Source organism: Gemmatimonadota bacterium (genome assembly GCA_016714015.1).
Classification (GTDB): domain Bacteria; phylum Gemmatimonadota; class Gemmatimonadetes; order Gemmatimonadales; family Gemmatimonadaceae; genus Pseudogemmatithrix.
In genome coordinates this window covers 1057801-1084190 of record JADJNZ010000001.1, presented here as the reverse complement: position 1 = coordinate 1084190, position 26390 = coordinate 1057801, and the positions used below count along the sequence as shown (strand labels likewise).

The window sequence follows — 26390 nt, the reverse complement described above, 5'->3', positions numbered from 1 at the left end:
CGCGCTCAGGGCAGCCGTAGCGTCCCTTCGCTGACCAGCACCGCGCGTCCGGCGACGCGCACCGCCGTCACCTGACCGCCCGCCTTGTCCGCGCTCACGTCGAGCCGGCTCGGCCGTCCCATCTCGATCCCCTGGTCCACCGACCAGGCGAACGCGCCATCGGCCTTGGGATCCTTCATCGCGAGCCATCCACCGAAGGCGGCGATCGCCGAGCCGGTGGCGGGATCCTCGGGGACGCGGATGCCCGGCGCGAACATCCGCGCGCGCCAGTGATGCTCGCCCTGCTCGGGGTCGCGCGCGACGACGAGGATCTCCGGGGCCCAGAAGCGCTGCAGCGTGCGCTCCCACGGGTCCATGCGAACGCGCGCCACCTTGAGCGCCTTGAGCGACTTGAGCGGCACGATGAGGAACGGGTAGCCGCACGAGACCGCCTGCGGCGACATCGCCCCGCCCATCAGGTCGGTGGGCTCGAGCGAGAGGATGTCGGCGAGCGTGTTGATCGTCGGCGCGTGCGGGCCCACCTCGGGGAGCTTCGCCACCGAGAGTTCCGCCCAGGCGCGGGTCGGCGACTCCACGCGCACATCCACCGGCACCACGCCCACGCCCATCTCGAAGGTGAAGCGGCCATGCCCGTCGGGGAGCGCCCCCTCGCAGAGCGCGAGCGCCGCCGCGGTGCCGATCGTCGGATGCCCGGCGAACGGCATCTCCTTGTCCGGCGTGAAGATCCTGACCTTCCGCGTGTGCGAGGGATCCTCGGGCGGATAGCAGAAGGTCACCTCGGAGAAGTTGAACTCCTGGCAGAGCTTCAGCAGCAGCCCCTCGGGGATCCCGCGCGCGTCGGGGAAGACGGCGAGCTGGTTGCCGCCGAACGCCACGGGAGAGAACACATCGAGAGTCAAGAATCGCATGGCGTGGGATGCAGGCTGAATGAGGAAGGATGAAAGATGGGGATGCGGGGCTGTCGTTCACTTTCAGCCTTCATCCTTCAGCATTCATCCATGCGCTACTCGGCCATGAACGGATAGCGATAATCCGTCGGTGGCACGAAGGTCTCCTTGATCGTCCGCGCGCTCACCCAGCGCAGCAGGTTCAGCTTCGACCCCGCCTTGTCGTTCGTGCCCGAGGCGCGCGCGCCGCCGAACGGCTGCTGCCCCACCACCGCGCCGGTGCACTTGTCGTTCACGTAGAAGTTGCCCGCCGCATGCCGGAGCTTCGCGTGCGCCTCGCGCACCGCGTTCCGGTCCTGCGCGAACACCGCGCCGGTGAGCGCGTACGGCGACGTCCGGTCGACGAGTTCCAGCGTCTCGCTCCACTTGTCGTCGTCGTACACGTACGCCGTCACCACGGGGCCGAAGATCTCCTCGCACATCAGGCGGTACGACGGGTCCTTCGTCTCGATGAGCGTCGGCTCGACGAAGTAGCCCACGTCGCCCTTCACGCCGCCGCCGGCGACCACGGTCGCGTTGGCCTTCGCGTCGGCGAGGTAGCCGCTGATCCGGTCGAACGCCTTCTGGTCGATGACCGCGCCCATGAAGTTCCGGAAGTCGTTCACGTCGCCCATCCGGATGTCCTGGATCATCGCGGTCATCCGCTCCTTCACCTCGGGCCAGATCGACTTCGGCACGTAGATGCGCGAGCAGGCCGAGCACTTCTGGCCCTGGTACTCGAAGGCGCCACGCACCACGCCCACCGCGAAGGCGGCGACGTCGGCCGAGGGATGCGCGATCATGAAGTCCTTGCCGCCCGTCTCGCCCACGATCCGCGGATAGGAGCGATAGCGCCCCATGTTCTTCCCGATCGTGCCCCACATGTTGTTGAACACGCCGGTGGAGCCGGTGAAGTGCACGCCGGCGAGCGCCGGGTCCGTGAGCGCGATCTCGGAGATCATCGCCGGGTCGCCGGGGAGGAAGTTGATCACGCCCGGGGGCAGCCCGGCTTCCTCGAGGAGCTTGTACGTGTACCACCCGGAGAGCATCGCCGTCGCAGCGGGCTTCCAGAGCACGGTGTTGCCCATCAGCGCCGGCGAGCCGGCGAGGTTGCCGCCGATCGCGGTGAAGTTGAACGGCGACACGGCGTACACGAACCCTTCGAGCGCGCGGTACTCGAGCTGGTTCCACATCCCCGGCGCCGACACCGGCTGCTCGGTGTAGATGTCGCGCGCGAAGGCGGCGTTGAAGCGGAAGAAGTCCACCATCTCGCACGCGGCGTCGATCTCGCTCTGGAACACGGTCTTCGACTGCCCGAGCATCGTCGCGGCGTTGAGCGTGTCACGCCACGGGCCGGCGAGGAGGTCGGCGGCCTTGAGGAAGACGGCGGCGCGTTCCTCCCAGCTCCACTCGCTCCATTCCTTCCACGCCGCGGCCGAGCTCGTGATCGCGTCGCGGACGTTCTGCGCCGTCGCCTTGTGGTAGGTCGCGGTCACGTGCCCGTGCTTGTGCGGCGAGACGGACTTGCCGAGGTCGCCGGTGCGGATCTCCTTCCCCGCGACGACCACCGGGATCTCCGGGCACTCCGACTCCATCGCCTTGAGTCGCGCCTGCAACGAGGTGCGCTCGGGGGAACCGGGGGCGTAGCTCTTGATCGGCTCGTTGGCGTGCGGCGGGAGCTGGCGGACGCCGTTCGGCGAGAAGGCGGGCATGGTCGTCGGGGTGGAGGGTCGAGCTTGGAATCTACACTCATGCCGGGTGATACTTCAGCCGTGCGCCTCTCCCTGCTGCTCCTCCTGCTCGCCGGCACGGCGTGCGTCCCGCAGCCGGTCGCATGGGGCGAGACGGCCGCGATCGGCGACGGCGGGCTCGCCGACTCGCTGCGCCTCGCGCTCGACTCGGCGGGGCAGGCGCGCCTCGTCCCCGCCTGGACGCCGCCCTCGTGGCCGGACGAGCCTGCTGCCTGCCGCGCGACGCGGCGCGCGGTGCAGGCGAGCGACGGTGCGGCCTATGCGAGCTGGCTCGCCATCCGCCCCGACTCGAGCGTGCGGCTGCGCATCGCGCGTTCCGATGATGGTGGCCACGTCTGGGAGCCGGCCGTCACCGCGGATTCCACCGACGTCGGCACCGCCGGCTGCGACCGGCCGGTGCCGTTCCTCGCCGCGGACGCACTCAATGGGTGGGTGCATCTCGCGTACTTCCTCGTCGCGCGCGAGGGGGCCGGGCTCTTCTTCACGCACTCCATGGAGCGCGGCGCGCGCTGGCATGAGCCGGTCCCCATCGTCTACGGCGACCGTCCGTCGCGCGCCGCGGTCGCCTCGCGGGGCGACACCGTCGTCGTGGTGTACGAGGACCCCAACAGCCGCCTCCCCCGCATCGGGATGGCGCTCTCGCGGACGCAGGGCCACATCTTCGAGTCGCGGCCGCCCGTCTCCGAGGACAACGGCGAATCCACGGGCCCGCAGGTCGCGGTGCGCGGCGGACGCGTGATCATCGTGTGGACCACGTCACAGCGCGGGGGCCGGTGGCCGCGTACCGTGCAGCGCGAAGGGACCCTGACCTGGTGAGGCAAGCCTGATGCGCGTGCTCCTGGCCGACGACGACGAACTGATGCGCGAGCTGACCGCCGCGGTGCTCGAGGTGCACGGGCACACGGTCGAGATGTTCGCCGATGGCGACGCCGTCTGGTCGGCCTTCGCGCGTGAACCGGCCGAGATGGTCGTCCTCGACTGGCAGATGCCCGGCGCCGACGGGCTCGAGGTCTGCCGCCGCGTGCGCGCGCACCCCGACGGCGCCTACACCTACCTGCTCGTCATCACCGCGCGCAGTGGCATGAACTCGCTCGAGGCGGTGCTCGACGCGGGCGCCGACGACTATCTCTCCAAGCCGGTGACCCCCGAGGACATCGCCGCGCGCCTCCGCATCGCGGCGCGCCGGATGGAGAACGGGACCGCGCGCCGCGCCGCCGAGGCGGAACTCCGCAAGGCGCGCTATCTCGCCGGCGTCGGCGAGGTCTCCCTCGCGCTGCAGCACGAGATCAACAATCCGCTCGCGGCGCTCCTCACCAACAGCGCGCTGCTCTCGGGCGGCATCCTCCCCGCCGACGAGTCGGCCGCGACGCTGCGCGTGATCGACCAGCAGGCGCGCCGCATCGCCGACGTGGTGAAGCGCCTCAACGCCCTCACCGACCCGCAATCGGTCGAGTACGCGCTCGGCCAGCGCATGGTCGACCTCGGCAAGCCCAAGGGGACCGCATGACCGCTCCCTCCGCGACGCGCATCCTCGGCGTGCATCCCGCCGACGACGGCGGACTCCCCATCGCGGTGCAGCGCGCGGCGAACGCCGGCGCGCGCGCGCTCCAGGTCTTCACCGCGCCGCCGACGTACTACAACGAGAAGGTCACGATCAAGCCGGACAGGGCGGCGAAGGTCCACGCCGCGCTCGACGCCGCGGGGATCGCGCGCCGGCACGTGCTCGTGCACGCGGCGTATGTGCTCAACACCGCCTCCCCCGAGGAGGCCAAGGCCGCCAAGGCGCGCGCCGGACTCGCCAAGGAGTACGAGCGCACGAGCGCGCTCGGCGCGTGGGGCTGCTGCTTCCATCCCGGCTCGGCGGGGGAGAGCGACCCGGTCGATGCGGCGGTGCGCGTGGGGCAGGCCATCGCGCACGCGCTCGCGAGCGTCCCCGAGGGGAGCGGCTCGCGCGTCCTCATCGAGAACACCGCCGGCGCAGGGCGCACCATGGGACGCACCGCCGAGGAGATCGCGACGATGCTCGCGCAGGTGCCGCCGGCGTTGCGCCATCGCACCGGGTACGGGCTCGACACCTGTCACCTCTTCGCCGCAGGGCACGACATCCATTCCTCGCCCGAGGCGCAGGCGCGCACCCTCGAGGCGTTCGTGCGCACCATCGGCGAGCCGCCGGCCTTCTTCCACCTGAACGACAGCCAGCATCCGTTCGCGAGCAACAAGGATCGCCACGCGCTCCTCGGGGCGGGGATGATCGGCGCCGAGCCGTTCCGCTGGCTCGTGCGCGCGCCCATCTCCGAGGGGATCCCGCTCATCCTCGAGACGCCGTCAGAGCGGGAATCGGTCGTCGAGGACGACGTCTCGGCCGATCCGGCCGACGCGCGGATGATCGAACTGCTCGAGGGATTCCTGCGCGGCTGACGAGGGGATGAAGGCTGAAGGGTGAAGGATGAAAGGGGGTTCTCCGAGGGAGAATCGCCCATTCCCCGAGGGGGGAGACCCCCGCGCGAGGGCCCCCGCGGGCCCGCCCCAGAGGGAGATCACCCCGTTCCCAGAGGGGGATTCCCCGGTTCTCAGAGGGGATTGCCTATTGCGCCAGAGGGGAACCGCCTTACTTTCGAGTACAGATCGCGCACGACTCGACCGGGCGTAGCACCGCGCGATCCTCACTTCCTCTCGAGGAGATGTTCGAAATGGCTGCGAAGAAGAAGACCGCCAAGAAGGCCGCGAAGAAGGCGACGAAGAAGGCCGCGCCGAAGAAGAAGGCCGCGAAGCGCAAGCCGAACGCCGCGTTCATGAAGCCGGTGACGCCGAACGAGAAGCTCGCCGCCGTCGTCGGCGCCGCGCCGCTCCCGCGCACCGAGCTCACCAAGAAGCTCTGGGCCTACATCAAGAAGAACGGCCTCCAGGACAAGAAGAACCGCCGCATGATCAACGCCGACGACAAGCTCAAGCTCGTCTTCGGTGGCAAGGCGCAGGTGTCGATGTTCGACATGACCAAGCTCGTCTCGAAGTGCCTCAAGTAAGGCACTGATCGATCGGCTGGGACGGGGGGGCGCGCCGCGAGGCGCGCCCCTCTCGTCTTTGCGGGGTAATCACGGCAGATTCCCCTCGTGCGCCGCCGTGCGGCGCGGGCCTCGTGCCCTCCGTTCCCCTTGCCCCGTCCGCCGTGGCCGCGAAGAAGTCCAAGACCTCCGACAAGCCCGCCAACTCCGTCGCCGCCGCGCGCGGCCGCAAGGGCGGTTCCTCCCCGGCCAAGGCGTGGGAGGTCTTCAAGTCGCTCGCCGGCACCATCGCGATCTTCCTCCTCCTCCGCACCTTCCTCGTCGAGGCGTATCGCATCCCCTCGGGTTCGATGATCCCGACGATGCTCGTCGGCGATTGGCTCTTCGTGAACAAGCTCCGCTTCGGGCCCAACATCCCGTTCACGAAGGTGAACCTCCCCGGCTACGCCGAGCCGCGCCGCGGCGACATCGTCGTCTTCGTCTCGCCCTACCAGGCGTTCAACCCCGACGATCCCACGCCGACCGTCGTGAAGCGCCTCATCGGCATGCCGGGCGACACCATCCACTCGCGCAGCGGCGTGGTGCACATCAACGGCGAGCCGCAGCGCCAGGGCTACGCCTCGGGCCGCCCCGGCGAGCTCATGGGCGACAATCCCGATCCCATCCTGCGCTGGCAGCACGAGGTCGAGATCAAGACGACGCGCTTCGGCGCGCCGCCCGCCGAGCCGACCATCGACGACTGGGGGCCGTTCATCATCCCCGAGGCGCACTTCTGGTTCATGGGTGATAATCGCTACAACTCGATCGACAGCCGCTTCTACGGTTTCGTGCCGCGCAAGAACATCCGCGGCCGGCCACTCTTCGTGTACTACTCCTACAACGCGGACGACTCCGATCGCCCCCTCCCGGCGATCACCGACATCCGCTGGTCCCGCCTCGGCACGGTGATCCGATGAGCCCGCGTCCCGCCCTGCTCCTCCTCGCCGTCGCGCTCCTCGCGACCGGCTGCCGCGCCGCGCGCGAACGACGGCTCGAGCGGCGCCTCGATCGCGTCTCCGACGGCAGCGACGCCGCCGTGAGCGTCGGCGACACGGCGCGCTACCTCACGCCCTTCGGCACGCCCACGCGTCCCTTCTCCCCCGCCGTGCGCGTGGGGAACCTCATCTACCTCTCGGGACAGATCGGCACCGCCGATGCCTCGGCCAACGCGAGCACCCTCGTGCCCGGCGGCATCGAGGCCGAGACGCGCGCGACGCTCGAGAACATCCGCACCACGCTCCTCGCCGTGGGCTCGTCGATGGACAAGGTCATCAAGTGCACCGTGATGATGGCCGACATGAAGGAGTGGGACCGCATGAACGCGGTATACCGCACCTACTTCACGCCGGGACGCCTGCCGGCGCGCAGCGCCCTCGGCGCCAACGGCCTCGCGCTCGGCGCGCGCGTCGAGATCGAATGCATCGCCACCGCCTGAGCTGACGCGACGATGCCGCTCCTCCGCCCCACGATGGTGCTGACGCAGCTCGACCTCGAGGAGCCGACGGTCGTCCGGAAGTTCTCGCTCAACGTGCTCGCCATGGCGCTGCTCACCGGCGCCAGCCTCCGCCTCTATCGCGCGGCCATCCTGCAGTTCGGGTGGAGCAACAGCTGGACCTGGATCGCCGGCACCTTCCTCGGCGGCGTCGCGATCCTCTTCCTCCTCGCCACGCTCCACCTCGGCAACTATCCCGTCCGCGCCTGGCTCTGGCGCGCGCCGCTCTTCGCCGTGCTCGAGGCCGCCACCGAGATCGGCGTGAGCCTCGCGCTCACCGTCGCGGGCCTCGAGCGCATCGGGAGCCTCACCGCGACGCTCGAGGACTGGCAAGGCTCGGCCTTCAAGCTCGCCGTCGTGCGCATCGCCGGCATCACGCTCTTCGCGCTCCTGCTCGCCTTCGTCTCCACGATGGTCCGCCTCGTCCTCATGCCGCGGAAGAAGGAGCGGCGCACGACCACCGCCGTCGTCCCACCGGAGATCCCATGATCCGTCACTCGATCGCTCGCGCGGCCCTCGCCGTCCTCCTCGCGCTCCCAGCCGCCGGGAACCTCGAGGCGCAGGCCGCGCCGCGCCGTCCCTTCGGCACACTGCGCGAACAGGCCGACATCCAGCAGGGCTGGCTCGCGGTGCGCCTCCGCACCGTGCTCCCCGCGCTCATGCGCAAGCACGGTGTCGATGCCTGGGTCGTCCCCATGCGCGAGTACAACGAGGACCCCGTCTTCTCCTCGCTCGTCTCGCCGACGACCTTCGCCGCGCGCCGCCGCACCATCTACGTCTTCTTCGACAAGTGCGCCGCGAGCGGCCGCACCGATCCGGGCGACGGCTCCTGCGTCGAACGCATCGCCCTCGGCGGCACCTCGCAGGGCGGGCTCTACGAGGCGCGTCGCGCCATGACCGCCGTCGCCGGCGACCTCAGCGGCCGCCAGGCCGAGCTCTGGGGCGACCAGCAGTGGTCGGTGCTCAAGACCGTCCTCGAGGAGCGCGCGCCGAAGGTCATCGCCATCGACGTCTCGCGCACCTTCGCCTTCACCGACGGCCTCACCGCCGGCGAGCGCGACGGGATGACCGAGGCGCTCGGCCCCGCGCTCGCCTCGCGCTTCCGGCCCGCCGAGGCGCTCGCCCTCGAGATGATCGCCACGCGGCTCCCCGAGGAGGCGCAGTTCTACGCCAAGCTGCAGGCGCTCGTGTGGGAGCTCTCCGAGCGGATGTTCTCCGCCGAGGTGGTGAAGCCCGGCGTCACGCGCACGAGCGACCTCGTCTGGTGGTGGCGGCAGCAGGTGAACGACCTCGGGCTCGGCACCTGGTTCCAGCCGAGCATCGAGGTGCAGCGCAAGGGCGCGACCGACGCACAGCTCGGCGACGACCCGATCATCCAGCGCGGCGACGTGCTGCACTCGGACCTCGGCATCACCGCGCTCGGACTCAACACCGACACGCAGCACATGGCGTACGTGCTCCTGCCGGGCGAGACCGAGGCGCCGGCGGGACTCACCGCCGCGCTCAAGCGGTCGAACCAGCTGCAGGACATCGTGATGGAGGAGCTCCGCGCCGGCCGCACCGGCAACACCGTGCTCGCGCGCTCGCGGCAGCGGATGGGCGCGATGGGGATCGACGGCACGATCTACTCGCACCCGATCGGCAAGCACGGCCACGGCGCCGGCCCGCTCGTCGGTCTCTGGGACTACCAGGACGGCGTCCCCGGCCGCGGCGACGCGACGGTGATCGCGAACATGTGGTACTCGATCGAGCTGCAGGCCACCTCGCCGGTCCCCGAGTGGGGCGGCCAGCGCGTGCGGATGGCGCAGGAGGAGGACGCGGTGATCGGTCCGAACGGTGTCGCGCGCTGGGCGATCAAGCGGCAGGACCGCTTGTTCCTCGTGAAGTGAACCTGATAGACTTGTTCCCGTATGCGCAAAGGCAAGAAGGAACTCCTGGTCGTCGGTGACCGCGTGCTCATCAAGCTCGAGGAGGGCGAGGAGCGCACGAAGGTCGGGCTCTACCTCCCGGCGACGGCGATCGAGAACCAGCAGGTGCAGGGCGGCACGATCGTCGCGACCGGCCCGGGGCAGCCGTTGCCCGAGGTGAGCGACCATCTGGACGAGCCCTGGCGCATCGGCGCGACGTCGGGCGCCAAGCACGTGCCGATGCAGGCACAGGTCGGCGACTACGCGATCTTCTTCCGGAAGGCGGCGGTGGAGATCACGTTCGAGAACGAGCGATACCTGGTGGTGCCGCAGGCCGCAGTACTCGCGCTGTCGCGCGAGTAGATGAAGGCTGAAGGATGAAGGGGGGAGGTTCCCCCGCATCCCGCATCCCGAACCACCACCTTCTCCCTTCATCCTTCAGCCTTCATCGCCCCATGATGTACGACGAGAGATTCGTGACCCCCATGCGCGAGGAGCTCACCCGCCTCGGCATCAGCGAGCTCCGCTCCGCCGCCGCCGTGGACGAGGCGCTCAAGGATGCGCCCGGCACCCGGCTCGTGGTCGTCAACTCGGTCTGCGGCTGCGCCGCGCGCAACCTGCGCCCCGCCATCGCCGTCGCGCTCCAGCATGGCGTGAAGCCCGAGCATCTCTACACGGTCTTCGCCGGCAACGACGCCGATGCCACGCGCCAGGCGCGCGGCTACTTCACCGGCTACGCGCCGAGCTCGCCGAGCATCGGGCTGCTGCGCGACGGCAAGCTCGTGCACATGGTGGAGCGGTGGCAGATCGAGGGGCGCTCGGTGGAGTCCATCGCCGCCGACCTCACGAAGGCGTTCGACACGCACTGCGCGGCGGCCAGCAGCGCGAGCTAGCGTCCGCGTGCGCTATCGTCCGCGCGCGCAGGCGCGCGCTACCGGGGCGGCGCGGTCGCGGGCAGGAGCGTCAGTTCGCCCTTGAACGACCGCACCGTGATCGACGCGGCCGCCCCCGTCGCCGATGCGCCGTGCAACGCCACCGTCCGCGGCGGGGCGCGCTTTCCCGGCGGTGCGGGACCGGTGGCTGCGCCGGGTACGCCGGTGAGCCGCGCGGCATCGACGGTGAGGCGCGCGGGGACCGCGGACGGCAGGCGCAGCGTCACCGACCCGCTGTGCGACTCGACCACCAAGTCGGCCGTCGGGAGCAGCGCCGCGTCGACGGAGACATCGCCGGAGATGGTCTCGATCCGCACCTGACCGAAGGGCCCGCGCCCCGCGCGGATGCTCCCGCTCACGCTCCCGAGCGTCGCGTCCTCCGCGTGACCCATCCACAGCAGCGACCCGCTCGCCGTCTTCGCGCGCAACGTTCCCGGCGAGCCGAGGATCTCGAGACTCCCGTCCATCGCCTCGGCGGTGAGGTCGCGCGGGTCGCCGGTGATGCGGACGAGGCCGCTCACGCAGCCCACGTCCACGCCGCCGGTGAGCCCTTCCACCGAGATGTCGGTCGCCGCGCCGCGCACCCAGACGACCGCACCGGCCGGCACGCGCACGGTGAGGTCGGCCCACGCCGTCATGTCGTGCCCCTCGGTGCCGAACTTCACCGCGCGACGCGAGCCGCCGCCGAACACCGTCGTGCCGCGCGTCGTCGTGCCGGTGACGGCGATGCTGTCGCGGTCCCAGCCGATCACGCGGATGCGCCCGTTGGGATTGAACAGCTTCACGAGGCCGTCGCGGTCGAGCGGCCAGCCGCGCGCGATCGGGACCTGCTGCGCCGTGCCGGGCGTCGCGAGGAGCAGGAGTCCCAGGAGCAGGACGACGCGTCTCATGACCCGAGCTCCGCCGCGACATCGTTCGCCCGGCGCAGGAAGTCGATCTTCTGTCGGTACGCCGTCGCGACGAACCCTTGCACCGCCGCGTTCCCCGGATCGGTCGCGAGCGCCTCGCGCGCCTCGGCGATCGCGCCGTCGATGGTGCGGAGCGTACGCTCGAGCACGGCCAGCGTGTTGGGATCGAGCGCGCCGCGGCGCCGCTCGAGCGTGGCGGTCAGCTCGGCCGCCGAGCGCTCATACGAGGCGAACGAGGCCAGCGCGGCGGCGGGATCGACCGCAGCGGCCGGTGCCGTGACATCCGCGAGATCGCTGGTCGGCGTGGTGCGCATCGTCCACCAGGTCGCGGTCGCCGTGGCTGCTACGAGCAGCGCCGCCGCCGCCGCGAGGCGCTGTGGCCGCGCGTACCACGGCCAGCGCTCGCCTGCGGGGCGCGAGGCCGCTCCGCCGCCACGTGGCAGCGCCTGCACCCGCCCCTGATCGATCCGCGCACGGATGGAGGGCCAGAGGTCGCGTTCGGGCTCCACGGCCGCAGGAAGCCGCTGGAGCGCCGCGCGCAGGCGCGCCGCCTCCGCAGCGTCCAGTTCGTGCGCGCCGTCGGCGGCGCGGTCAGGCGTCTCGTCACGGTCCGTCATCGTTCCAGCACCTCCAGCAGTCGTTTCCGCGCCCGGAACAGCTGCGCGCGGATCGTCGCCGCGGCCACTCCCGACATCGCCGCGATCTCCTCGTGCGAGTAGCCCTCGAGCTCGTGCAGCACGAACGCCGTCCGCGCGCCCGGACTGAGCCGCGCGATCGCCGCCTCGAGGTCCATCCGCCCCTCACGCCCGAGTCCCTCGCCCTCCACGTCGAGCGCCGGCTCGGGCAGCTCCCCCGGCAGTTCCTCGTGCGCCCCGCGCCGCTGGTGGCTGCGCACCTGCACCAGGAACACGTTCACCGTCAGCCGGTGCAGCCAGGTCCCGAACGCGCTCTCGCCGCGGAAGCTCCCCAGCTTCTCCCACGCCCGCACGAACGCATCCTGCACCAGCTCCTCGGCGCGCCCGCGGTCGGCGGTGAGCCGGAGCGCCAGCGCGTGCACCCGCCCCACATGGCGGCGATAGAGACGCCCGAACGCGTCCGCGTCGCCGCGCTGGGCGGCGCGGACGTCTTCGAGCGCCTCGGGGGTCTCGAGGGCGCGCGGCTCCGGGGCAGGGGCGGGAGGCACGGACACTCCTGTGATGCCACCCGCCCCGGGCGCGTTTACAGCCGGTCCGTCGGCCGGTTCAGCTCTGCCGGACCCAGCGCGCGAGTTCGCGCAGCGACGGACGCTTGCCGTACATCAGCATCCCCACCCGGTAGATGCGGGCCGAGATCCAGATCACCACCACGCACGCGACGAGCAGGCCTAGCAGCACCGCCGCGATCTCCAGCGGCGCGACCGGTGTCGCCGTCATCCGCAACGGCATGATGATCGGCGCCGAGAACGGCAGCCAGCTCATGACCTGCGCCAGCTGGCCGGTCGGGTTGAGCATCACCGGCTGCACGAAGATGATCGAGAACACGAGCAGCATCATCACCGGCTGCGCGGCCTGGTTCGCCTCCTCCTGGCTCCCCACCATCGAGCCCACCGCGGCGAACATCGACGCGTAGAACGTGTAGCCGAGCAGGAAGAACAGGATGAGCGCCGCGAGCGTCGCCGGGGCGATCGACGGGAACGGCATGCTCGTCGGCATCCCGTCCACGCCCATCGCGCCGAGCAACCGGGCGCGCTGGCCCCAGAGCAGGAACCCGCTGCCGATCCAGACGGCGTACTGCGTGAGCCCCACCGCACCCACGCCGATCACCTTCCCGGCGAGCAGCGTGTCCGGCTTCACGCTCGAGATGATCACCTCGGCCACGCGCGTCGTCTTCTCCTCCAGCACGCCGCGCAGGATCGCCTGGCCGTAGAGGATGATCGTCATGTAGAGCAGGAACGCGATCGCGAAGCCGAAGATCGCCGCCGCCACGCCGGAACCGCCGCGGCCCTCGTCGGTGATCCGCTCGGTGGAGACGTTCACGCGGAGCCGCGCCAGTTCGCGCGCCATGCTCGCGTCGAGCCCCGCGGTCTCCATGCGATAGCCCATGAGCGCGCCGCGCAGCGCGCCCTCCACCTGCTCGTTCTCGCCGATCGACGACGCGTTCCGCCCCGCGTAGCGCGCGCGACCGTCATTGATCGTGGACGGCTCGATCACGAGGAACCCGGTGAGCTTCTTCGCCACCACGTCCGCCACCAGCACCGACTCCGCGGCGGCGAGCGACGTGGAGTCGACCAGGTCCACCGGCACCGCCGCCGGCGCGGGCGCGCCCTGCAGCGCCGGCGTCGCGAGCCGCTCGGCCACGCGCGCCCCGAGCCCGACGCCCGAGGCGTCCACGATCCGGATCCCGCCCACCTTCGCGTCGCGGATGCCCCGCACCGAGAGGTACGCCGGCAGCACCATGATCATCGCGAAGAAGACCGGCCCGAAGACCGTGACGATGATGAACCACTTGTTGCGCACGCGCTCGAGGTACTCGCGCTTGATGACCGCCCAGAGCTTACCCATGGCCGCTCATCCCCTCCTCGACGCCCGTGGCGCCGACGCGTTGCAGGAAGATCTGGTGGAGCGACGGCTGCACGCGCTCGAACCGCGAGATGCGCGCGCCGGCGTCGAGCACCCGGCGGAGCAGCACCTGCGAGTCGGCGCCCACCGCGAGCTCCACCTCGAAGTAGCGATTGTTGTCGTCCACCCGCTCCACCAGCGCGCGGTCGCCGAGCACCGCCATCACCGACGCGTCGGCCCCGCCCTCCACCGCGAGCGCCACCGTGCGCCCCGCGTTCTCGGCCTTCACCGCCGCCACCGTCCCGTCGAGCACCTTCCGGCCCCCGGCGATGATGCACACCGAGTCGCACAGCCGCTCGGCGTTGTCCATCAGGTGCGTGGAGAAGATCACCGTCTTCCCGCGGCGCTTGAGCTCCACTACCGTGTCCTTCAACGCCTGCGCGTTGATCGGGTCGAGCCCGCTGAACGGCTCGTCGAGGATCACCAGCTCCGGGTCGTGCAGCAGCGTGCCGATGAACTGCACCTTCTGCTGCATGCCGCGCGAGAGCTCCTCCACCTTCTGCTTCCCCCAGTCCTTCTCCGCCGTGCGGAGCGAGAGCCGGTCGAGCCACTCGTCGATGCGGGCGTCCGCCGTCTTCCGCTCCACGCCCTTCAGCTCGGCGAGGAACTTCAGCACGTCGCGCACGACCATCTTCTTGTAGAGGCCGCGCTCCTCGGGGAGGTACCCGAGGCGGTCGAGGATGGACTGGTCGGTGTTGGGCCGGCCGAGGACGGTGATCGCGCCGCTGTCGGGCGCGATGATGTTGAGGATCATCCGGATCGTGGTCGTCTTGCCGGCGCCGTTGGGGCCGAGCAGACCGTAGACCGCGCCGCGCGGGACCGCGAGGCTGAGGTCCGCGACGGCGACATGCGCCGCATACCGCTTGGAGACGCCCCGGATGTCGAGGGCGAGTTCTGTCATCTGTTCCCGAGGGGAAGGGTCGAGGGAATATACGCGCGGGGGCTGGTGCGGGTGAGCCGCGCTCGCGACACTACGGCGATGCGCCTGAATGGGTTCCTCCTCCTCGTGGCCGCCACCCTCCTCGCCGGGTGTCGTGGCGCCGATCGCCCCGCCGGCGAGGGCCTCGTCGTCTACAACGCCGGCAGCCTCGCCCGCCCGCTCCGCGCCGTGCTCGACACCTTCGCCGCCCGCGAGGGCGTGGTCGTCGAACAGGAATCCGCCGGGTCCCTCGAGACCGCGCGCAAGCTCACCGAACTCGGCAAGATCCCCGACCTCATCGCCCTCGCCGACGCCGAGGTCTTCCCGACCTACCTCGTGCCGGACCACGTGAACGCGTGGGTCGAGTTCGCGCGCAACCGCATGGTGCTCGCCTACACCGACCGGTCGCGCTTCGCCGACGAGATCACCGGCGAGAACTGGTCGCGGATCCTCCTGCGCCCGGGCGTCGAGACGGGCCGCTCCGACCCCAACCTGGACCCCAACGGCTATCGGACGCTCCTCGTCTGGCAGCTCGCCGAACGGCACCACCGCGAACCGGGCCTCGCTGCCCGACTCGCCGCCGCGCACGCCGCGCGCAACGTCCGCCCCAAGGAGGCCGATCTCGTCGGGCTCCTGCAGGCCGGCGAGCTCGACTACATCTGGTCCTACGAGTCGCTCGCCCGCGCCACCGGGCTGCGCTTCGTGACCCTTCCGGCCGCGATCGATCTCGCCTCCCCTGACTCGGCCGCCACCTACGCCACCGCGCAGGTCACGATCCGCGGCGCGACCGCCGGCGACTCGGTCACGTTCGTCGGCCGGCCCATAGTGTACGCCTTCGCCATCCCCAAGGCAGCACCGCACCCGGCGCTCGCCGAGCGCTTCGCCCGCTTCCTCCTCTCCCCTGACGGCCGCGCGATCCTCCGCGCCGCCGGACTCGACGCGCTCGATGTGCCGAATCCGCAGGGGCTCGTCGCGCCATGGATGCCGCTGCCGTGAGCCGGTCCCGCGCGCTCCCGCGCCTGCTCAGCGTCCTCGCCGCGCTCGCCGGCTCGGCGCTGCTGCTCTTCCTCGCAGCCCCCATCGTCGAGCTCGTCGGCGTCGGCGGCGCCGAAGGCCTGCGGCGGCTCGGCAGCGACGCCGAGCTGCGCGACTCGCTCCTCCTCACGGCACTCTGCGCCACCACGGCGATGCTCATCGGCGCCGCCTGCGCCACGCCACTCGCCTACATGCTCGCGCGCCGCGAGTTCCCCGGACGCGCCATCCTCTCCGCGCTGCTTGACCTGCCGCTGCTCATCCCGCATCCCGTCGCCGGCATCGCGCTGCTGCTCCTCCTCGGCCGCGAGAGCGCCGTCGGCGGCGCGGCGCTCGAGCTCGGCCTCCGCATCGTCGGCACGCCGCTCGGCATCATCGCCGCGATGCTCTTCGTCTCGGCGCCGCTCTTCGTGAGCGGCGCGCGCGAGGCCTTCGCCAAGGTCGATCCCCGCTACGAGGGCGTCGCGCGCACGCTCGGCGACTCGCCCTGGCGCGCCTTCCGCCGCGTCACGCTCCCCCTCGCCGGCCGCGGCCTCCTTGCCGCCGCGGTGGTGATGTGGGCGCGCGCGGTGAGCGAGTTCGGCGCGATCGTCATCCTCACGTACAACCCCAAGGTCGTGAGCGTGCTGAGCTACGACCGCTTCACGAGCTACGGCCTCCGCGAGGCGCTTCCCGTCGCCGCCGCGCTCGCCCTCCTCGCGCTCGTGCCGCTCACGCTCCTCCGCGCGCTGCGCACCGACGGCGCGAGCGAGCGATGATCCGCCTCGACGGACTCTCCGCGAAGAAGGGCCGCTTCGCGCTGCGCGACGTCACCTTCGCGCTCGACGCCGGCGCCTTCGGCGTCGTGATCGGTCCTGCCGGCTCGGGGAAGACCACGCTCCTCGAGGTCATCGCGGGCCTCCTCGCGCCGACCGCGGGCACGGTCCATCTCGGCGGTGCCGACGCGCGCGCCGTCCCGCCCGAGGAGCGCGGCATCGGCCTCGTCTACCAGCATGCGTTCCTCTTCCCGCACCTCTCCGTGCGCGAGAACGTCGCCTACGGCTCCAGCGACGCCGCCGCCTTCGACGAGGCCACCGAGCGCATGGGCGTCACGCCGCTCCTCGCGCGCGAGGTGCGCGGCCTCTCCGGCGGCGAACGCCAGATGGTCGCGCTCGCCCGCGCCCTCGCACGACGCCCGCGGCTGCTCCTCCTCGACGAGCCCTTCAGCGCGCTCGACCCGCGCCGTCGCGCGCTCATCCGCCGCGAGGTGCGCGCACTCCATCGCGCATGGGGGCTCACCACGCTGCAGGTGACGCACGACTTCGCCGAGGCCGGCATGCTCGGCGACCAGGCGATCCTCCTCGACGCGGGGCGCGTGCTCCAGTCGGGGCCGCCCGCCGAGGTCTTCCGGCGCCCCGCCTCGCCCTACGTCGCCGAGTTCCTCGGCGCCGAGAACGTCCTCGCCGGCACGGCGCGCGACCTCGGCGAGGCCGCGCCCGACTGGATCGACGGCGCGCCGAGCGAGTACGCGCACGGGCATCGCGCCTTCGCCTTCGAGTCGGAGGGACTCACGCTGTACGCCGTCGGCGACTTCGCGCCGGGGGCCGGTCATGCCGTGATCCGCGCCGAGGAGATCACCATCGCGCGCGACCAGACGCACGACTCGGCGCGTAATCGGTTCGCCGGACGCGTGGTGGAGGTCGCGACGCTCGGCGCGCTCACGCGCGTGACGATCGAGGTGCGGGGCACGCCGCTCGTCGCCGCGCTCACCACGCGCTCGGCGAAGGAGCTCCGCATCGAACCCGGTCTCGCCGTGGTCGCGAGCTTCAAGGCGATGGCGGTCCACCTGTGCTAGCGCCGACGCGCGGCCCGCTGCTCGTCTGGGGGACGTACGACGTCTCCAAGCCCAACGTGCGGCAGCTGCTCGCCGGCATCCGCGCGGTCGGGGTGGAGCTGCACGAGGTGCACGCCGACATCTGGGCCGGCGTGCGCGACAAGGGGACGCTCACCCGCGGCGAGCAGTTGCGCGCCGCGTGGCGCTGGCTCGCGGTCATGCCGCGGCTCGTGCGCGACTATCTCGCCGCGCCGCCGCACGCGATGGTGCTCGTGCCGTATCTCGGGCTCTTCGATCTCCTGGTGCTGCTGCCGTTCACGAGCTTCCGCGGCACGCCGGTGGTGTGGCAGGTCTTCATCTCGCCCTACGACACCGCGGTGAACGACCGCCGGATGCTCTCGCGCTGGAACCCGCTCGCGTGGATCCTCTACGCCTGCGAATGGGTCGCCGTGCGCGCCGCCGATCGCGCGTTCATCGACACGCCGGCGCATGCGCGGCGGTTCGAGGCGATCATGGGTGTCGTGCCGCAGACCGTGGGCGACGTCCCGCTCGGCACCGATCCCGCGCGCTTCCCGCCGCGCGCCGGCCGGCCCACCGTGCACGCGCCGCTCCGGGTCTTCTTCTATGGACAGTACATTCCGCTCCATGGACTCGAGACCATCGTGCGCGCCGCCAAGCGGCTCGAGGAGGCGGGCGTCGCGGTGCGGTGGGAACTCGCCGGCACCGGACAGGAACAGCCACGCATCACCGCGCTCATCGCCGAGCTCGGCGCGCGCTCCGTGACGCAGCTCGGCTGGATCGACGCGGCCGGGATCCCCGGCCGCATCCACGCCTGCGATGTGGGGCTCGGCATCTTCGGCACCTCGGGGAAGGCGACCACCGTGATCCCCAACAAGGCGTACGAGATCGCCGCCACGCAGACGCCGCTCATCTCCGGCGACACCCCCGCGCTCGCGACCTTCGCGCCCGGGCATCCGTGGGTGCTGCGCGTCGCGCCCGGCGATGATGCGGCGCTCGCCGAGTGCGTCGCGGGGATCGTGGCGCGCGGCGCGTGGCCCGACGCGCCGCCGATGCCCGTGATCGGCGCGCGCGAGGTGGGCGAAGCGTTCCTGCGCGTGGTGGACGGTCTCGCGTGACCGCACCGGCTCCTGCGCCGCTCCGCGCCCCGCGCGATCCCGCGATCACCGAGGACCGCGACTTCGGCCGCGCCGCCGTCGCGCTCGGCTGGGTCCCCGCGCCGCGATTCCTCCTGCGACGCGACACCGTATTGCGAAGGATGCGCACCCTCCCGCGCGGTCGCGTGCTCGAGATCGGGTGCGGTGCCGGCAGTCTCCTCGCCGACCTCGCGGCGCTCGGCTTCGAACCCACGGCGGTCGAGACCGCCCCCGCCGCGCGCGCGCTCGCGCAGCGGATGGTCGCCGATTTCCCGCAGGTCGCCGTGCACGAGGCCGTGCGCGACGAGTGGGCCGGGCGCTTCGACTACCTGCTCTCGTTCGAGGTGCTCGAGCACATCGAGGACGACACCGGCGCGCTCGCGTCGTGGCTCAGGTGCCTCCGGCCCGGCGGGCGCGCGCTGCTCTCGGTGCCGGCGCACGCGCATCGCTGGACCGCGACCGACACCTGGGCGGGCCATGTGCGCCGCTACGATCGCAAGGACTTCGTCGCGCTCGCCGAGCGTGCGGGGCTGCGCGTCGAGCGTTGCGACAACTACGGGTTCCCGCTGAGCAACGTCATCGAGCCATTGAACGCGTGGGCGCATGCGCGCGCGCTGGCCAGGCGCGGTGGCGTCGCACCGGCCGGCGGTGACGATGCCGCCGCGCGTGATGCCCGCAGCGGCGAGAGCGGCGTGAAGCGCACGGTCGAGACGCGGCTCTATCCGTTGATGACCGCACTCCCCGGCCGGCTCGCGATGCGCGCGGCCTTCGGCGTGCAGCACTGGTTCACGGGCAGCGAGCTCGGCAACGGCTTCGTCCTCGACGCGGTGAGACCCTGATGTACAGCGACATCCGGACCGGCCTCCCGCTCCTGCTGAGTCACCTCGCCACGCTCTGCGGCGCGCTGCTGCTGCTCCTCACGCATGTCGCCATCGGCGCACGGGTGCGGGCACTCCTCGGCGCGCGCGGTCCGGCGGCGGCCGCCTGGCGCTGGCCGGTGGACGCGACGCTCGGCGCCGGCGTCCTCGCCCTGCTGCTGCTCGGCGCCGGGCTCGCCGGCGCGCTCCAGCCGGTGAGCGTGCTCGCGATCACCGCGCTGCTCGCCGCCGCGTCGTTCCGTGAATGGATCGCTGCCGCGCGCGAGCTCGGCGCGCGATTGATGCCCGCGCGTGAGATGACCGCGACCGCCGGCGGTGACGCGCTCGTCGCGCGACTCGCGCCGCTGCTGCGCGCGGTGCTCGCCATCCTCGTCGTCCTGCTCCTCGCCGGCGCCATCGCGCCGCCCACCGAGTGGGACTCGTTGATGTACCACCTGCGCATCCCGCTCGGACTCCTCGGGCAGGGTCGCCTCGCCACGCCGGCCGACTCGTTCCATGTCGCGCTCGTCGGCGCCTCGCACTTCGCCACGCTCCCGCTGTTGGCCGCCGGACTGCGCTCCGGCCCTGCCGTGATGCAGGTGGCGGCGCTCGTGCTCACGCTCATGAGCACCGGGCAACTCGCCGAGCGCGCCGGCGTCTCGCGCGCCGGTGGCTGGCTCTCCGCGGCGATGGTGCTCGGCTCGCCCGCCTTCATGCTCGTCGCGATCACCGCGCGCGTGGACGTGACGCTCGTGCTCGCGCTGGTCGCCGCGCACCTCGCGCTGCTCACCGCCACGGACGAGGCCGATCATCGTCTCGTGCTCGTCGCCGCACTGCTCGTCGCCGTCGCGATGGGGATCAAGCCGCAGGCCGGCGCGTATGCGCTCGCGCTCGTCCCGCTCGGCTGGATCGCCGCGCGCGGCGTGCGGCCCGCGGTGATCGCGGCCACGCTCGCCGCGCTCGCGAGCGCGCCCTGGTACCTCAAGAACCAGCTCCTCGTCGGCGCCCCGCTGTATCCCAAGGGCGCACCCGGCTGGTTCGAGCCCTGGATCGCGCAGCTCTACGGAACGCAGGTGCGTCCGCCGACCGTCGATGCGTCCATCCTCTCCGCCCTTCCCGAGGCGCGCGCGAGCTTCGACCTGCTCGACGCGTTCTTCGATCCCGGCAAGCTCACCATCGAGGGCGAAGGGGCGTTCTACGCGCTCTCGCCGCTGCTGCTCGCGCTGCCGCTCGTGTTGCTCGCACTCAGGTCGCACAAGCGCGCCGCCGGTGCAGGCGCCGTCGCGCTCACGTACGCCGCGCTCGTGATCGTCCCGTTCGGACAGATCAACATGCGCTACCTCATGCCCGCCATCCCCGCGCTCGCGGTGGCCGTCGCCGCCGCGCTCGAGTCGGCCAACGCGCGCCTTGGCGCGCGCATGAGCGGCGGGATGCGTCGCGCGCTCTGGGCGGTCGCGCTCGTGAGTGCGCTCCTCCCGCTCTCCGGCGCGCTGCGCCAGCGCTTCACGCGCGGCGACTATGTGCTGGTGCGCCACGCCGTCGGCGCCGCGAGCGCGCAGGAGGTCTGGCGCCGCCATCCTGACGGCACCTCACGCGAGCTGGCGCCCACCGTCGCCAACGTGCAGCGGCTCGTCCCCGCGGGATCGAAGGTGCTCTTCCTCTGGGAGGCGCGCGGCCTCGCCTTCGAGCGCGACGTGCTCGTGGACGTGATGCTCTCCAACTGGACTTACGTCGCGCAGTCGCCCGCGGCGGAGACCTGCCTCAAGGGGACCGGGATCACGCACCTGCTCGTCGGCGCGGGGTCGGTGGAGTACTACGTGAACCGCGGCGCGGATCCACGCGCGTTCATGCTCGACCGGTTCGCCCGGTTCCGGGATCGGTGCCTGGGGCCGAACACGACGGTGGGGCCGGGGGTGGAGTTGTTCGCGCTGCGCTGAGCCCGAGGGCGCGCGATTTCGATGTCAGACGCGGTGCCGTGGGTATCGGTGGTGATGATGCCACGAGCATCGTGGTGCTCCAGCACCCGGCCGCATGCCGGCGACTCGACGACCGCATGTCGACCCGCGGAGCCCTCGCATCTTCGAATCCACGGAGTATTTCCGTCACACCCGCGCTCGCCCCGACCGCCAGCGGATCCGGGACGAATGGATCGTTCGCGCCATCATGGCGCCTTTGGCCGAGCTGGTGCAGGGGGATGGCCGGATACGACGCTGGGTATACATTCCGGAGGAGCGACTGCACCTGAGGGTGGTGCTCCTTGCCGATCGCGCTACGGTCCACAACGCCTTCTTCGACCGCAGGTTCCGCCCATGAAGGTCAAATACTTCAAGGACACCGACACGGCGTTGCTCGAGTTCTCCGAAGCGCTGGTGGAGGAGACCCGCGAGATCTCCGAGCACGTCTACGTCGACCTCGACAAGGACGGCAACCTCGTCAGCATGACGATCGAGCATGCCTCGTCGGCGGCGCAAATGCCGCAGGTGAGTCTCGAGGAGATCGGGGCGAGCGCGGCCTGACCGCGGCTGCCGGCTGGCGGTGAGCCTACCCGACCATCCGCCCCGCCTGCTTCGCCGCCGCCGCCTCCGCCTGCCAGAAGCTGTAGAGCCCGCGCTCGATCTCGATCTTCTCGAACCGGCTCGGGTCCCGCTTCCCGACCTCCTTCGCCCACCGCGCCATCCGCCCGATGCCTTCCTCGAGCGAGACGTTCGTGCGCAGGTCGCCGAAGAGCTTCTCGCACACGTCGTGCGACGTCCAGGCGTGCTTCACCTCGTGCCGCGCCTCGAGGTGCTTCACGTTCGGATCCACCCCCATCGCCTTCGCGACCGTCTGCGCCATCTGCAGGATGGTGTAGGGCTGGTCCGCGCCGACGTTGATGACCTGCTGGTACGCCGCCGGCCGCTCCGGCGCCGCCGCGATGATGGGCGCCACGTCCGAGATGTAGCTGAAGGCGCGCGTCTGCAGGCCGTCGCCGAAGACGCTCATCGACTCGCCGCGCATCGCCTGGTTCATGAAGATGCCGATCACGTTGCGATAGCGGTCGGCGATGTTCTGCCGCTCGCCGTAGACGTTGTGCGGGCGGAAGATCACGTACGGAAGCTTCCACATCGCGTAGGCCTGTGCGAGGTCCAGCTCCACCGCGAACTTCGCGATGCCGTACGGGTCCTCCGGCATCGGGACCATCTCCTCGCGCATCGGCACCTGGCCCGATCCGTACACGGCGAGCGACGACGTGAAGACGAAGCACTTCACCGTCCCCGCGTTCACCGCCGCGTTCACGAGGGTGACGGAGCCGAGGAGGTTGTTGGTGTAGTTGAAGGACCGGATGAACGGGCTCAAGCCCTCGGCCGCGTAGGCGGCGAGATGATAGACGTAGTCGAACCGGTGCTGCTTGAAGAGCCGGTTCACGAGGTCGGCGTCGTTGGTGGTGCCTTCGACGAACTCGCAGCCCTTGGGGACGTTCTCCACGTAGCCGCCCGAGAGGTCGTCCATCGCGACGACCGTGTGGCCCTTCGCGAGCAGGTGTTCCGCGACGTGCGAGCCGATGAAGCCGGCGGCGCCGGTGACGAGCGAGACGGGAGCGGGCATGGAGGCGGGAGCCGGGGTAGGGGACCTGACGTCGGGCGGGGCCGCACCGGGGCGCGCCCTGCCTGACCAAGGACGACCGACCCCCCGGCGGCGAAATCGCGCCGTCACGGCGTGGCAGCCGAGTGGCATGAGCGTGGCAGCGGTGTGGCGGCGGCATGCAGGCGGCGAGCGGGGGCGTGCGAACGGTTGCCAAAGGTGCCGGCCGGCGGTCCCTGCTGGGTCAGCCCTCGCATGCCCGATCCCACCCCCGCCCCTTCGAATCGCCGCCTCCTCGCGGCGCTCCCCACGCTGCTCGCCGTCGCGCTGCTCGCGTACGCGGCGCGGTGGTTCGCGGTGCGTTGGCGCACGGTGATGGGCGACGGCCCCGCGCCGCCCGTCGCGTGGGGATGGCTCGCGGTCGCGGCCTGTCTCCTGCTGTTGCACGCGACGAGTGCGATGGTGATCTGGCGACAGGTCCTCGCGGCGATCGGGCACCGGCTCAGTTGGCGCGAGGCGATCGATTCGTTCGCGCCGTCGCTGCTCGCGCGCTACGTGCCCGGGAAGGTGTGGGCGAACGCGGTGCGCGTGGGGCTCGCGCGTCGCGCCGGCGTGCGGGTCGGTGCTGGCGCCGGCGCGGTGCTCTGGGAGACGCTGGTCGCGCTCGGGTCGGGCGGGGTGGTGGCGTTCGTCGGCCTCCGCCTCGCCGGCGCCGCTCACGCCCGGCCGGCGCTCGGGCTCATCGTCGGCATCATCGTCGCCTGGATCGCCGCCGGCCTGCTCGCGCGCCAGGCGCGGGGCGCCGCTTTGCTCGAGCGCTTCGGCGGCGTGCGTCCGGTACGCGAGCCGATGTCCCTGTCGCCGGCGATCGGCACGAGCCTGCTGGGGTGGGCGCTCTTCGCGTTCGCGCACGTCGCGGTGGTGCGTGCCGTGGCCCCGGTCGGACTCGAGGCGCTTCCGCTGGTCGCCGGCGCCGTCGCGCTCGCGTGGGCGGGCGGCTACCTCGCGGTCGTGATGCCACTCGGGCTCGGCGTGCGGGACGGGCTGCTGCTGGTGTTGCTGGCACCGGTCCTGACGGCGCCGCAGGCGCTGCTGTTCGTGGCGCTGAGCCGGCTGGTGCAGCTGGCGGTGGACGCGGCGATCACGGGGGGATGGGTGATCGGGCAGGTCGTGCGGCGGTCGTGACCGGCGGGTGCCGCCGGGTGCACTCCGCCGCGCTATATCGGTCTACCTAACACAGCGGCCCCGAATATACCGACCGATATATCACGTCCCGGCCGGACCGAAGTGCATAGCGTGCTGTCCGAAGAACCGGGGCCAGTTCTCTGAACGTGCGCTCGTATCCCCAGCAGGCTCGCGCGCATCGCGAGCTCCGTGCGGCGCTGCTCGTCACCAGCGACACCGTGGCGGCGCGGTCGAGTCTGTCGAACGCGCCGCGACTGGCACCAGGCGACACCGCCACCGCGCGCCGGCTGCGCGGACTCGGGGCGCCGTGAGCGAGGCAGTTGGTGTTCTTCGGCAGATCCCCCTATGTGTGGACACGATTCCTTCACCGTTCGCCTGGCCGCCTACGCACGCCAGGGCGTGGGCGTGAGCGCGTCGCGTAACACCGCGACCAGCTTCGATGTCCGCGCCGAGCGTCCTTTGCGCGGTCCCATGAGCGCCAGCACATCCGCCGAGGGGAGTGCGTAGTCCTCCAGCAGAGGCACGAGTCTACCTGCCCGCACGTCGTCGGCGACGCTCCACTCCGAGCGAACTACCACGCCGTGTCCCCCGATGGCCCATTCGCGCACGACGTCGCCGTCGTTGCTCGCGAGCTCGGGATCGATGCGCACATGCGACGTCTCGCCCGCGGCATTGGTGAACCGCCACATCGTCACGTCTTCGTCGTTCTCGCGCAGTGCGATGCAGCGGAACTCGCGGAGCGCCGTCGGGGACGCCGGAGATCCGTAACGCTCGACGAATGCCGGTGACGCGCACAGCAGACGACGGTTCGGTGCGAGCGTCTGAGCGGCCAATCCGGCGGGCCGGGTCTCGCCGATGTGCACGGCCACATCCCAGGACGTGTCGGCAAACCAGCCGAGGCGATCGGACAGCGTCAGATCGAGTGTCACGGCCGGATGCTCCGCCAAGAATGCCGCGGCCACCGGTGCCACGTAGCGACGTCCGAAGCCGAGCGGCGCGATGACGCGCAGGTGACCGGCGACCTCGCCGCGCCTGGCCACCAGCGTCTCGCTCAACTCCGCGATCTCGTCGGTGATGCCTCGGCCGCGGTCTGCCAGCAGCTCGCCTTCGTCAGTGAGCAGCAGTCGGCGACCACTCCGCACGACCAACCGCACGCCCACGCGATGCTCCAGCTCTTGTAGTCGCTGCGTCACCGCAGATGGTGTCACGTCGAGCTCGCGCGCGGCCGCCGCGAGCGACTCGGACCGTGCCAGAACGAGGAAGAATCGAAAGTCAGATGATGTGAGCATTAAGTACAGCTTAATGCAAACATTAGCAATCGTCACCTGAAACTACATGTGCCCATCGGCGTACGAGCCACCGAACCGATCGTCCCGCCACCTCGTCCAGTCCCATCGCACAGTGACCTCGCCATGAAACTCGAGATCGAAGCAGTCTCAATTCAGTACGACAACGGCGTGCGCGCCCTGCAGGGCGTCACCTTGACTATCGGCAACGGCCTGTTCGGTCTGCTGGGCCCGAACGGCGCGGGCAAGTCCACTCTCATGCGCACGCTCGCGACGCTGCAGAGTCCCGATGTCGGCACTGTACGCTTCGACGGGCTTTCCATCTTCGATGACGTCGCTGCTCATCGCCGGCGATTGGGCTACCTCCCGCAGGACTTCGGCGTCTACCCCGGGCTGTCCGCGCGCGAACTGCTCGACCACCTGGCCCTGCTCAAGGGACTGACCGACCGGCACGACAGGCGAGAGCAGGTGGACGCGCTGCTCGTGCAGGTCAATCTCTGGGATCATCGCAAGCGGGCGGTCAGCGGATTCTCTGGCGGGATGCGGCAACGCTTCGGCATCGCCCAGGCGCTGCTGGGGGCTCCGAAACTGGTCATCGTCGATGAGCCGACGGCGGGACTCGATCCGGCCGAGCGCGGCCGCTTTTACAACTTGCTCAGCGAACTCGGTGACGAGATGGTCGTGATCCTCTCCACGCACATCGTGGAAGACGTGCGTCAGATCTGCACGCGCATGGCCATCATGGCCGACGGTCGCGTGGTGTGCCAGGGAGTGCCAGACGACCTCGCTGCCGGGCTCGAGGGACAGCTGTGGACCCGCACCATCGATCGCCACGCGCTCGCCGATCAGTCGCGCCGACATCGCGTGCTCTCGTCGCAACTGCACGCAGGTCGTTCGCGCATCCGGGTGCTGTCCGACTCGATGCCCGAGGCGGACTTCACGCCAACGTCACCAACGCTCGAAGATGTGTATTTCCGCGCGCTCACGTCGGCCAGCGCCGAGCGTCCCGCCGCAGGTGCGACGTCCTGA

General features: G+C 71.1%; 29 protein-coding genes. 20 read left to right on the top strand and 9 right to left on the bottom strand.

Annotated features, from left to right (window positions below):
- Positions 1 to 5: 5 nt before the first annotated feature.
- Together IPJ78_04650 and pruA are read right to left on the bottom strand one after the other, a co-directional pair.
- The gene (locus IPJ78_04650; GenBank protein ID MBK7905836.1) at positions 6 to 908 is read right to left on the bottom strand and encodes a PhzF family phenazine biosynthesis protein; all 903 of its coding nucleotides are present in this window, start codon (positions 906 to 908) and stop codon (positions 6 to 8) included.
- Between the two features lie 95 nt (positions 909 to 1003).
- Positions 1004 to 2638: an L-glutamate gamma-semialdehyde dehydrogenase gene (gene pruA / locus IPJ78_04645; GenBank protein MBK7905835.1), complete on the bottom strand. Its 1635-nt coding sequence runs from the start codon at positions 2636 to 2638 to the stop codon at positions 1004 to 1006.
- Positions 2639 to 2698: 60 nt separating this feature from the next.
- Here pruA and IPJ78_04640 point away from each other — a divergent pair, with 60 nt between their 5' ends.
- From IPJ78_04640 to IPJ78_04595, 10 genes are all read left to right on the top strand, one after another.
- Entirely contained in the window at positions 2699 to 3493 is a 795-nt protein-coding gene (locus tag IPJ78_04640) for an exo-alpha-sialidase (GenBank protein MBK7905834.1), read from the top strand.
- A 10-nt stretch (positions 3494 to 3503) separates the two neighbouring features.
- Positions 3504 to 4184 carry a response regulator gene (locus IPJ78_04635; GenBank protein ID MBK7905833.1) on the top strand — a complete coding sequence of 227 codons (681 nt, stop codon included), beginning with the start codon at positions 3504 to 3506 and terminating at the stop codon, positions 4182 to 4184.
- Positions 4181 to 5095 (top strand): deoxyribonuclease IV, encoded by a 915-nt coding sequence (locus IPJ78_04630; GenBank protein MBK7905832.1) that lies wholly within the window; start codon positions 4181 to 4183, stop codon positions 5093 to 5095. Before IPJ78_04635 ends, IPJ78_04630 begins: the two co-directional genes overlap by 4 nt.
- A 272-nt stretch (positions 5096 to 5367) precedes the next feature.
- On the top strand, positions 5368 to 5700 hold the full coding sequence (locus IPJ78_04625; protein ID MBK7905831.1) for a hypothetical protein: 333 nt from the start codon (positions 5368 to 5370) through the stop codon (positions 5698 to 5700).
- A 143-nt stretch (positions 5701 to 5843) separates the two neighbouring features.
- Complete coding sequence (gene lepB, locus IPJ78_04620; protein MBK7905830.1) at positions 5844 to 6635, top strand: signal peptidase I; 792 nt, start codon at positions 5844 to 5846, stop codon at positions 6633 to 6635.
- Positions 6632 to 7153: a RidA family protein gene (locus tag IPJ78_04615; protein ID MBK7905829.1), complete on the top strand. Its 522-nt coding sequence runs from the start codon at positions 6632 to 6634 to the stop codon at positions 7151 to 7153. Before lepB ends, IPJ78_04615 begins: the two co-directional genes overlap by 4 nt.
- A 12-nt stretch (positions 7154 to 7165) precedes the next feature.
- Positions 7166 to 7699 (top strand): hypothetical protein, encoded by a 534-nt coding sequence (locus IPJ78_04610; protein MBK7905828.1) that lies wholly within the window; start codon positions 7166 to 7168, stop codon positions 7697 to 7699.
- Positions 7696 to 9099 (top strand): aminopeptidase P family protein, encoded by a 1404-nt coding sequence (locus tag IPJ78_04605; GenBank protein MBK7905827.1) that lies wholly within the window; start codon positions 7696 to 7698, stop codon positions 9097 to 9099. The genes IPJ78_04610 and IPJ78_04605 overlap by 4 nt, the downstream gene beginning before the upstream one ends.
- A 21-nt stretch (positions 9100 to 9120) precedes the next feature.
- The gene (locus IPJ78_04600; GenBank protein MBK7905826.1) at positions 9121 to 9480 is read left to right on the top strand and encodes a co-chaperone GroES; all 360 of its coding nucleotides are present in this window, start codon (positions 9121 to 9123) and stop codon (positions 9478 to 9480) included.
- A 95-nt stretch (positions 9481 to 9575) separates the two neighbouring features.
- The gene (locus IPJ78_04595) at positions 9576 to 10010 is read left to right on the top strand and encodes a BrxA/BrxB family bacilliredoxin (protein MBK7905825.1); all 435 of its coding nucleotides are present in this window, start codon (positions 9576 to 9578) and stop codon (positions 10008 to 10010) included.
- Positions 10011 to 10048: 38 nt separating this feature from the next.
- Here IPJ78_04595 and IPJ78_04590 read toward each other — a convergent pair whose 3' ends face one another.
- From IPJ78_04590 to IPJ78_04570, 5 genes are read right to left on the bottom strand one after another with little or no spacing between them, the layout of a single operon-like run.
- Complete coding sequence (locus IPJ78_04590; protein MBK7905824.1) at positions 10049 to 10939, bottom strand: hypothetical protein; 891 nt, start codon at positions 10937 to 10939, stop codon at positions 10049 to 10051.
- Positions 10936 to 11574, bottom strand: coding sequence for a hypothetical protein (locus IPJ78_04585; GenBank protein MBK7905823.1), 639 nt, complete (start codon positions 11572 to 11574; stop codon positions 10936 to 10938). Before IPJ78_04585 ends, IPJ78_04590 begins: the two co-directional genes overlap by 4 nt.
- Entirely contained in the window at positions 11571 to 12140 is a 570-nt protein-coding gene (locus IPJ78_04580) for a sigma-70 family RNA polymerase sigma factor (protein MBK7905822.1), read from the bottom strand. Before IPJ78_04580 ends, IPJ78_04585 begins: the two co-directional genes overlap by 4 nt.
- Before the next feature lie 58 nt (positions 12141 to 12198).
- On the bottom strand, positions 12199 to 13497 hold the full coding sequence (locus tag IPJ78_04575) for an ABC transporter permease (protein MBK7905821.1): 1299 nt from the start codon (positions 13495 to 13497) through the stop codon (positions 12199 to 12201).
- Positions 13490 to 14455: an ATP-binding cassette domain-containing protein gene (locus IPJ78_04570; GenBank protein ID MBK7905820.1), complete on the bottom strand. Its 966-nt coding sequence runs from the start codon at positions 14453 to 14455 to the stop codon at positions 13490 to 13492. The genes IPJ78_04575 and IPJ78_04570 overlap by 8 nt, the downstream gene beginning before the upstream one ends.
- A 78-nt stretch (positions 14456 to 14533) precedes the next feature.
- On the opposite strand from IPJ78_04570, the gene IPJ78_04565 reads away from it, so the two are divergent.
- The 7 genes from IPJ78_04565 to IPJ78_04535 all read left to right on the top strand — a co-directional run bounded on the left by IPJ78_04565 (position 14534) and on the right by IPJ78_04535 (position 21845).
- Positions 14534 to 15469 (top strand): extracellular solute-binding protein, encoded by a 936-nt coding sequence (locus IPJ78_04565; GenBank protein MBK7905819.1) that lies wholly within the window; start codon positions 14534 to 14536, stop codon positions 15467 to 15469.
- On the top strand, positions 15466 to 16263 hold the full coding sequence (locus tag IPJ78_04560; GenBank protein MBK7905818.1) for an ABC transporter permease: 798 nt from the start codon (positions 15466 to 15468) through the stop codon (positions 16261 to 16263). The genes IPJ78_04565 and IPJ78_04560 overlap by 4 nt, the downstream gene beginning before the upstream one ends.
- Entirely contained in the window at positions 16260 to 17339 is a 1080-nt protein-coding gene (locus tag IPJ78_04555) for an ABC transporter ATP-binding protein (GenBank protein MBK7905817.1), read from the top strand. Before IPJ78_04560 ends, IPJ78_04555 begins: the two co-directional genes overlap by 4 nt.
- Positions 17333 to 18454 carry a glycosyltransferase gene (locus tag IPJ78_04550; GenBank protein ID MBK7905816.1) on the top strand — a complete coding sequence of 374 codons (1122 nt, stop codon included), beginning with the start codon at positions 17333 to 17335 and terminating at the stop codon, positions 18452 to 18454. The genes IPJ78_04555 and IPJ78_04550 overlap by 7 nt, the downstream gene beginning before the upstream one ends.
- A complete protein-coding gene (locus tag IPJ78_04545; protein ID MBK7905815.1) occupies positions 18451 to 19311 on the top strand; it encodes a class I SAM-dependent methyltransferase in 861 nt (286 codons plus the stop codon). Before IPJ78_04550 ends, IPJ78_04545 begins: the two co-directional genes overlap by 4 nt.
- On the top strand, positions 19311 to 21266 hold the full coding sequence (locus tag IPJ78_04540; GenBank protein MBK7905814.1) for a hypothetical protein: 1956 nt from the start codon (positions 19311 to 19313) through the stop codon (positions 21264 to 21266). Before IPJ78_04545 ends, IPJ78_04540 begins: the two co-directional genes overlap by 1 nt.
- A gap of 372 nt (positions 21267 to 21638) precedes the next feature.
- Entirely contained in the window at positions 21639 to 21845 is a 207-nt protein-coding gene (locus tag IPJ78_04535; GenBank protein ID MBK7905813.1) for a DUF2283 domain-containing protein, read from the top strand.
- Positions 21846 to 21870: 25 nt separating this feature from the next.
- Here IPJ78_04535 and IPJ78_04530 read toward each other — a convergent pair whose 3' ends face one another.
- On the bottom strand, positions 21871 to 22914 hold the full coding sequence (locus IPJ78_04530) for an NAD-dependent epimerase/dehydratase family protein (protein MBK7905812.1): 1044 nt from the start codon (positions 22912 to 22914) through the stop codon (positions 21871 to 21873).
- A gap of 231 nt (positions 22915 to 23145) precedes the next feature.
- On the opposite strand from IPJ78_04530, the gene IPJ78_04525 reads away from it, so the two are divergent.
- Together IPJ78_04525 and IPJ78_04520 are read left to right on the top strand one after the other, a co-directional pair.
- Positions 23146 to 24075 (top strand): flippase-like domain-containing protein, encoded by a 930-nt coding sequence (locus IPJ78_04525; protein MBK7905811.1) that lies wholly within the window; start codon positions 23146 to 23148, stop codon positions 24073 to 24075.
- Positions 24076 to 24221: 146 nt separating this feature from the next.
- Entirely contained in the window at positions 24222 to 24386 is a 165-nt protein-coding gene (locus IPJ78_04520; protein MBK7905810.1) for a hypothetical protein, read from the top strand.
- Between the two features lie 72 nt (positions 24387 to 24458).
- Here IPJ78_04520 and IPJ78_04515 read toward each other — a convergent pair whose 3' ends face one another.
- The gene (locus tag IPJ78_04515; GenBank protein MBK7905809.1) at positions 24459 to 25364 is read right to left on the bottom strand and encodes a LysR family transcriptional regulator; all 906 of its coding nucleotides are present in this window, start codon (positions 25362 to 25364) and stop codon (positions 24459 to 24461) included.
- Between the two features lie 123 nt (positions 25365 to 25487).
- On the opposite strand from IPJ78_04515, the gene IPJ78_04510 reads away from it, so the two are divergent.
- Positions 25488 to 26390 carry an ABC transporter ATP-binding protein gene (locus tag IPJ78_04510; GenBank protein MBK7905808.1) on the top strand — a complete coding sequence of 301 codons (903 nt, stop codon included), beginning with the start codon at positions 25488 to 25490 and terminating at the stop codon, positions 26388 to 26390.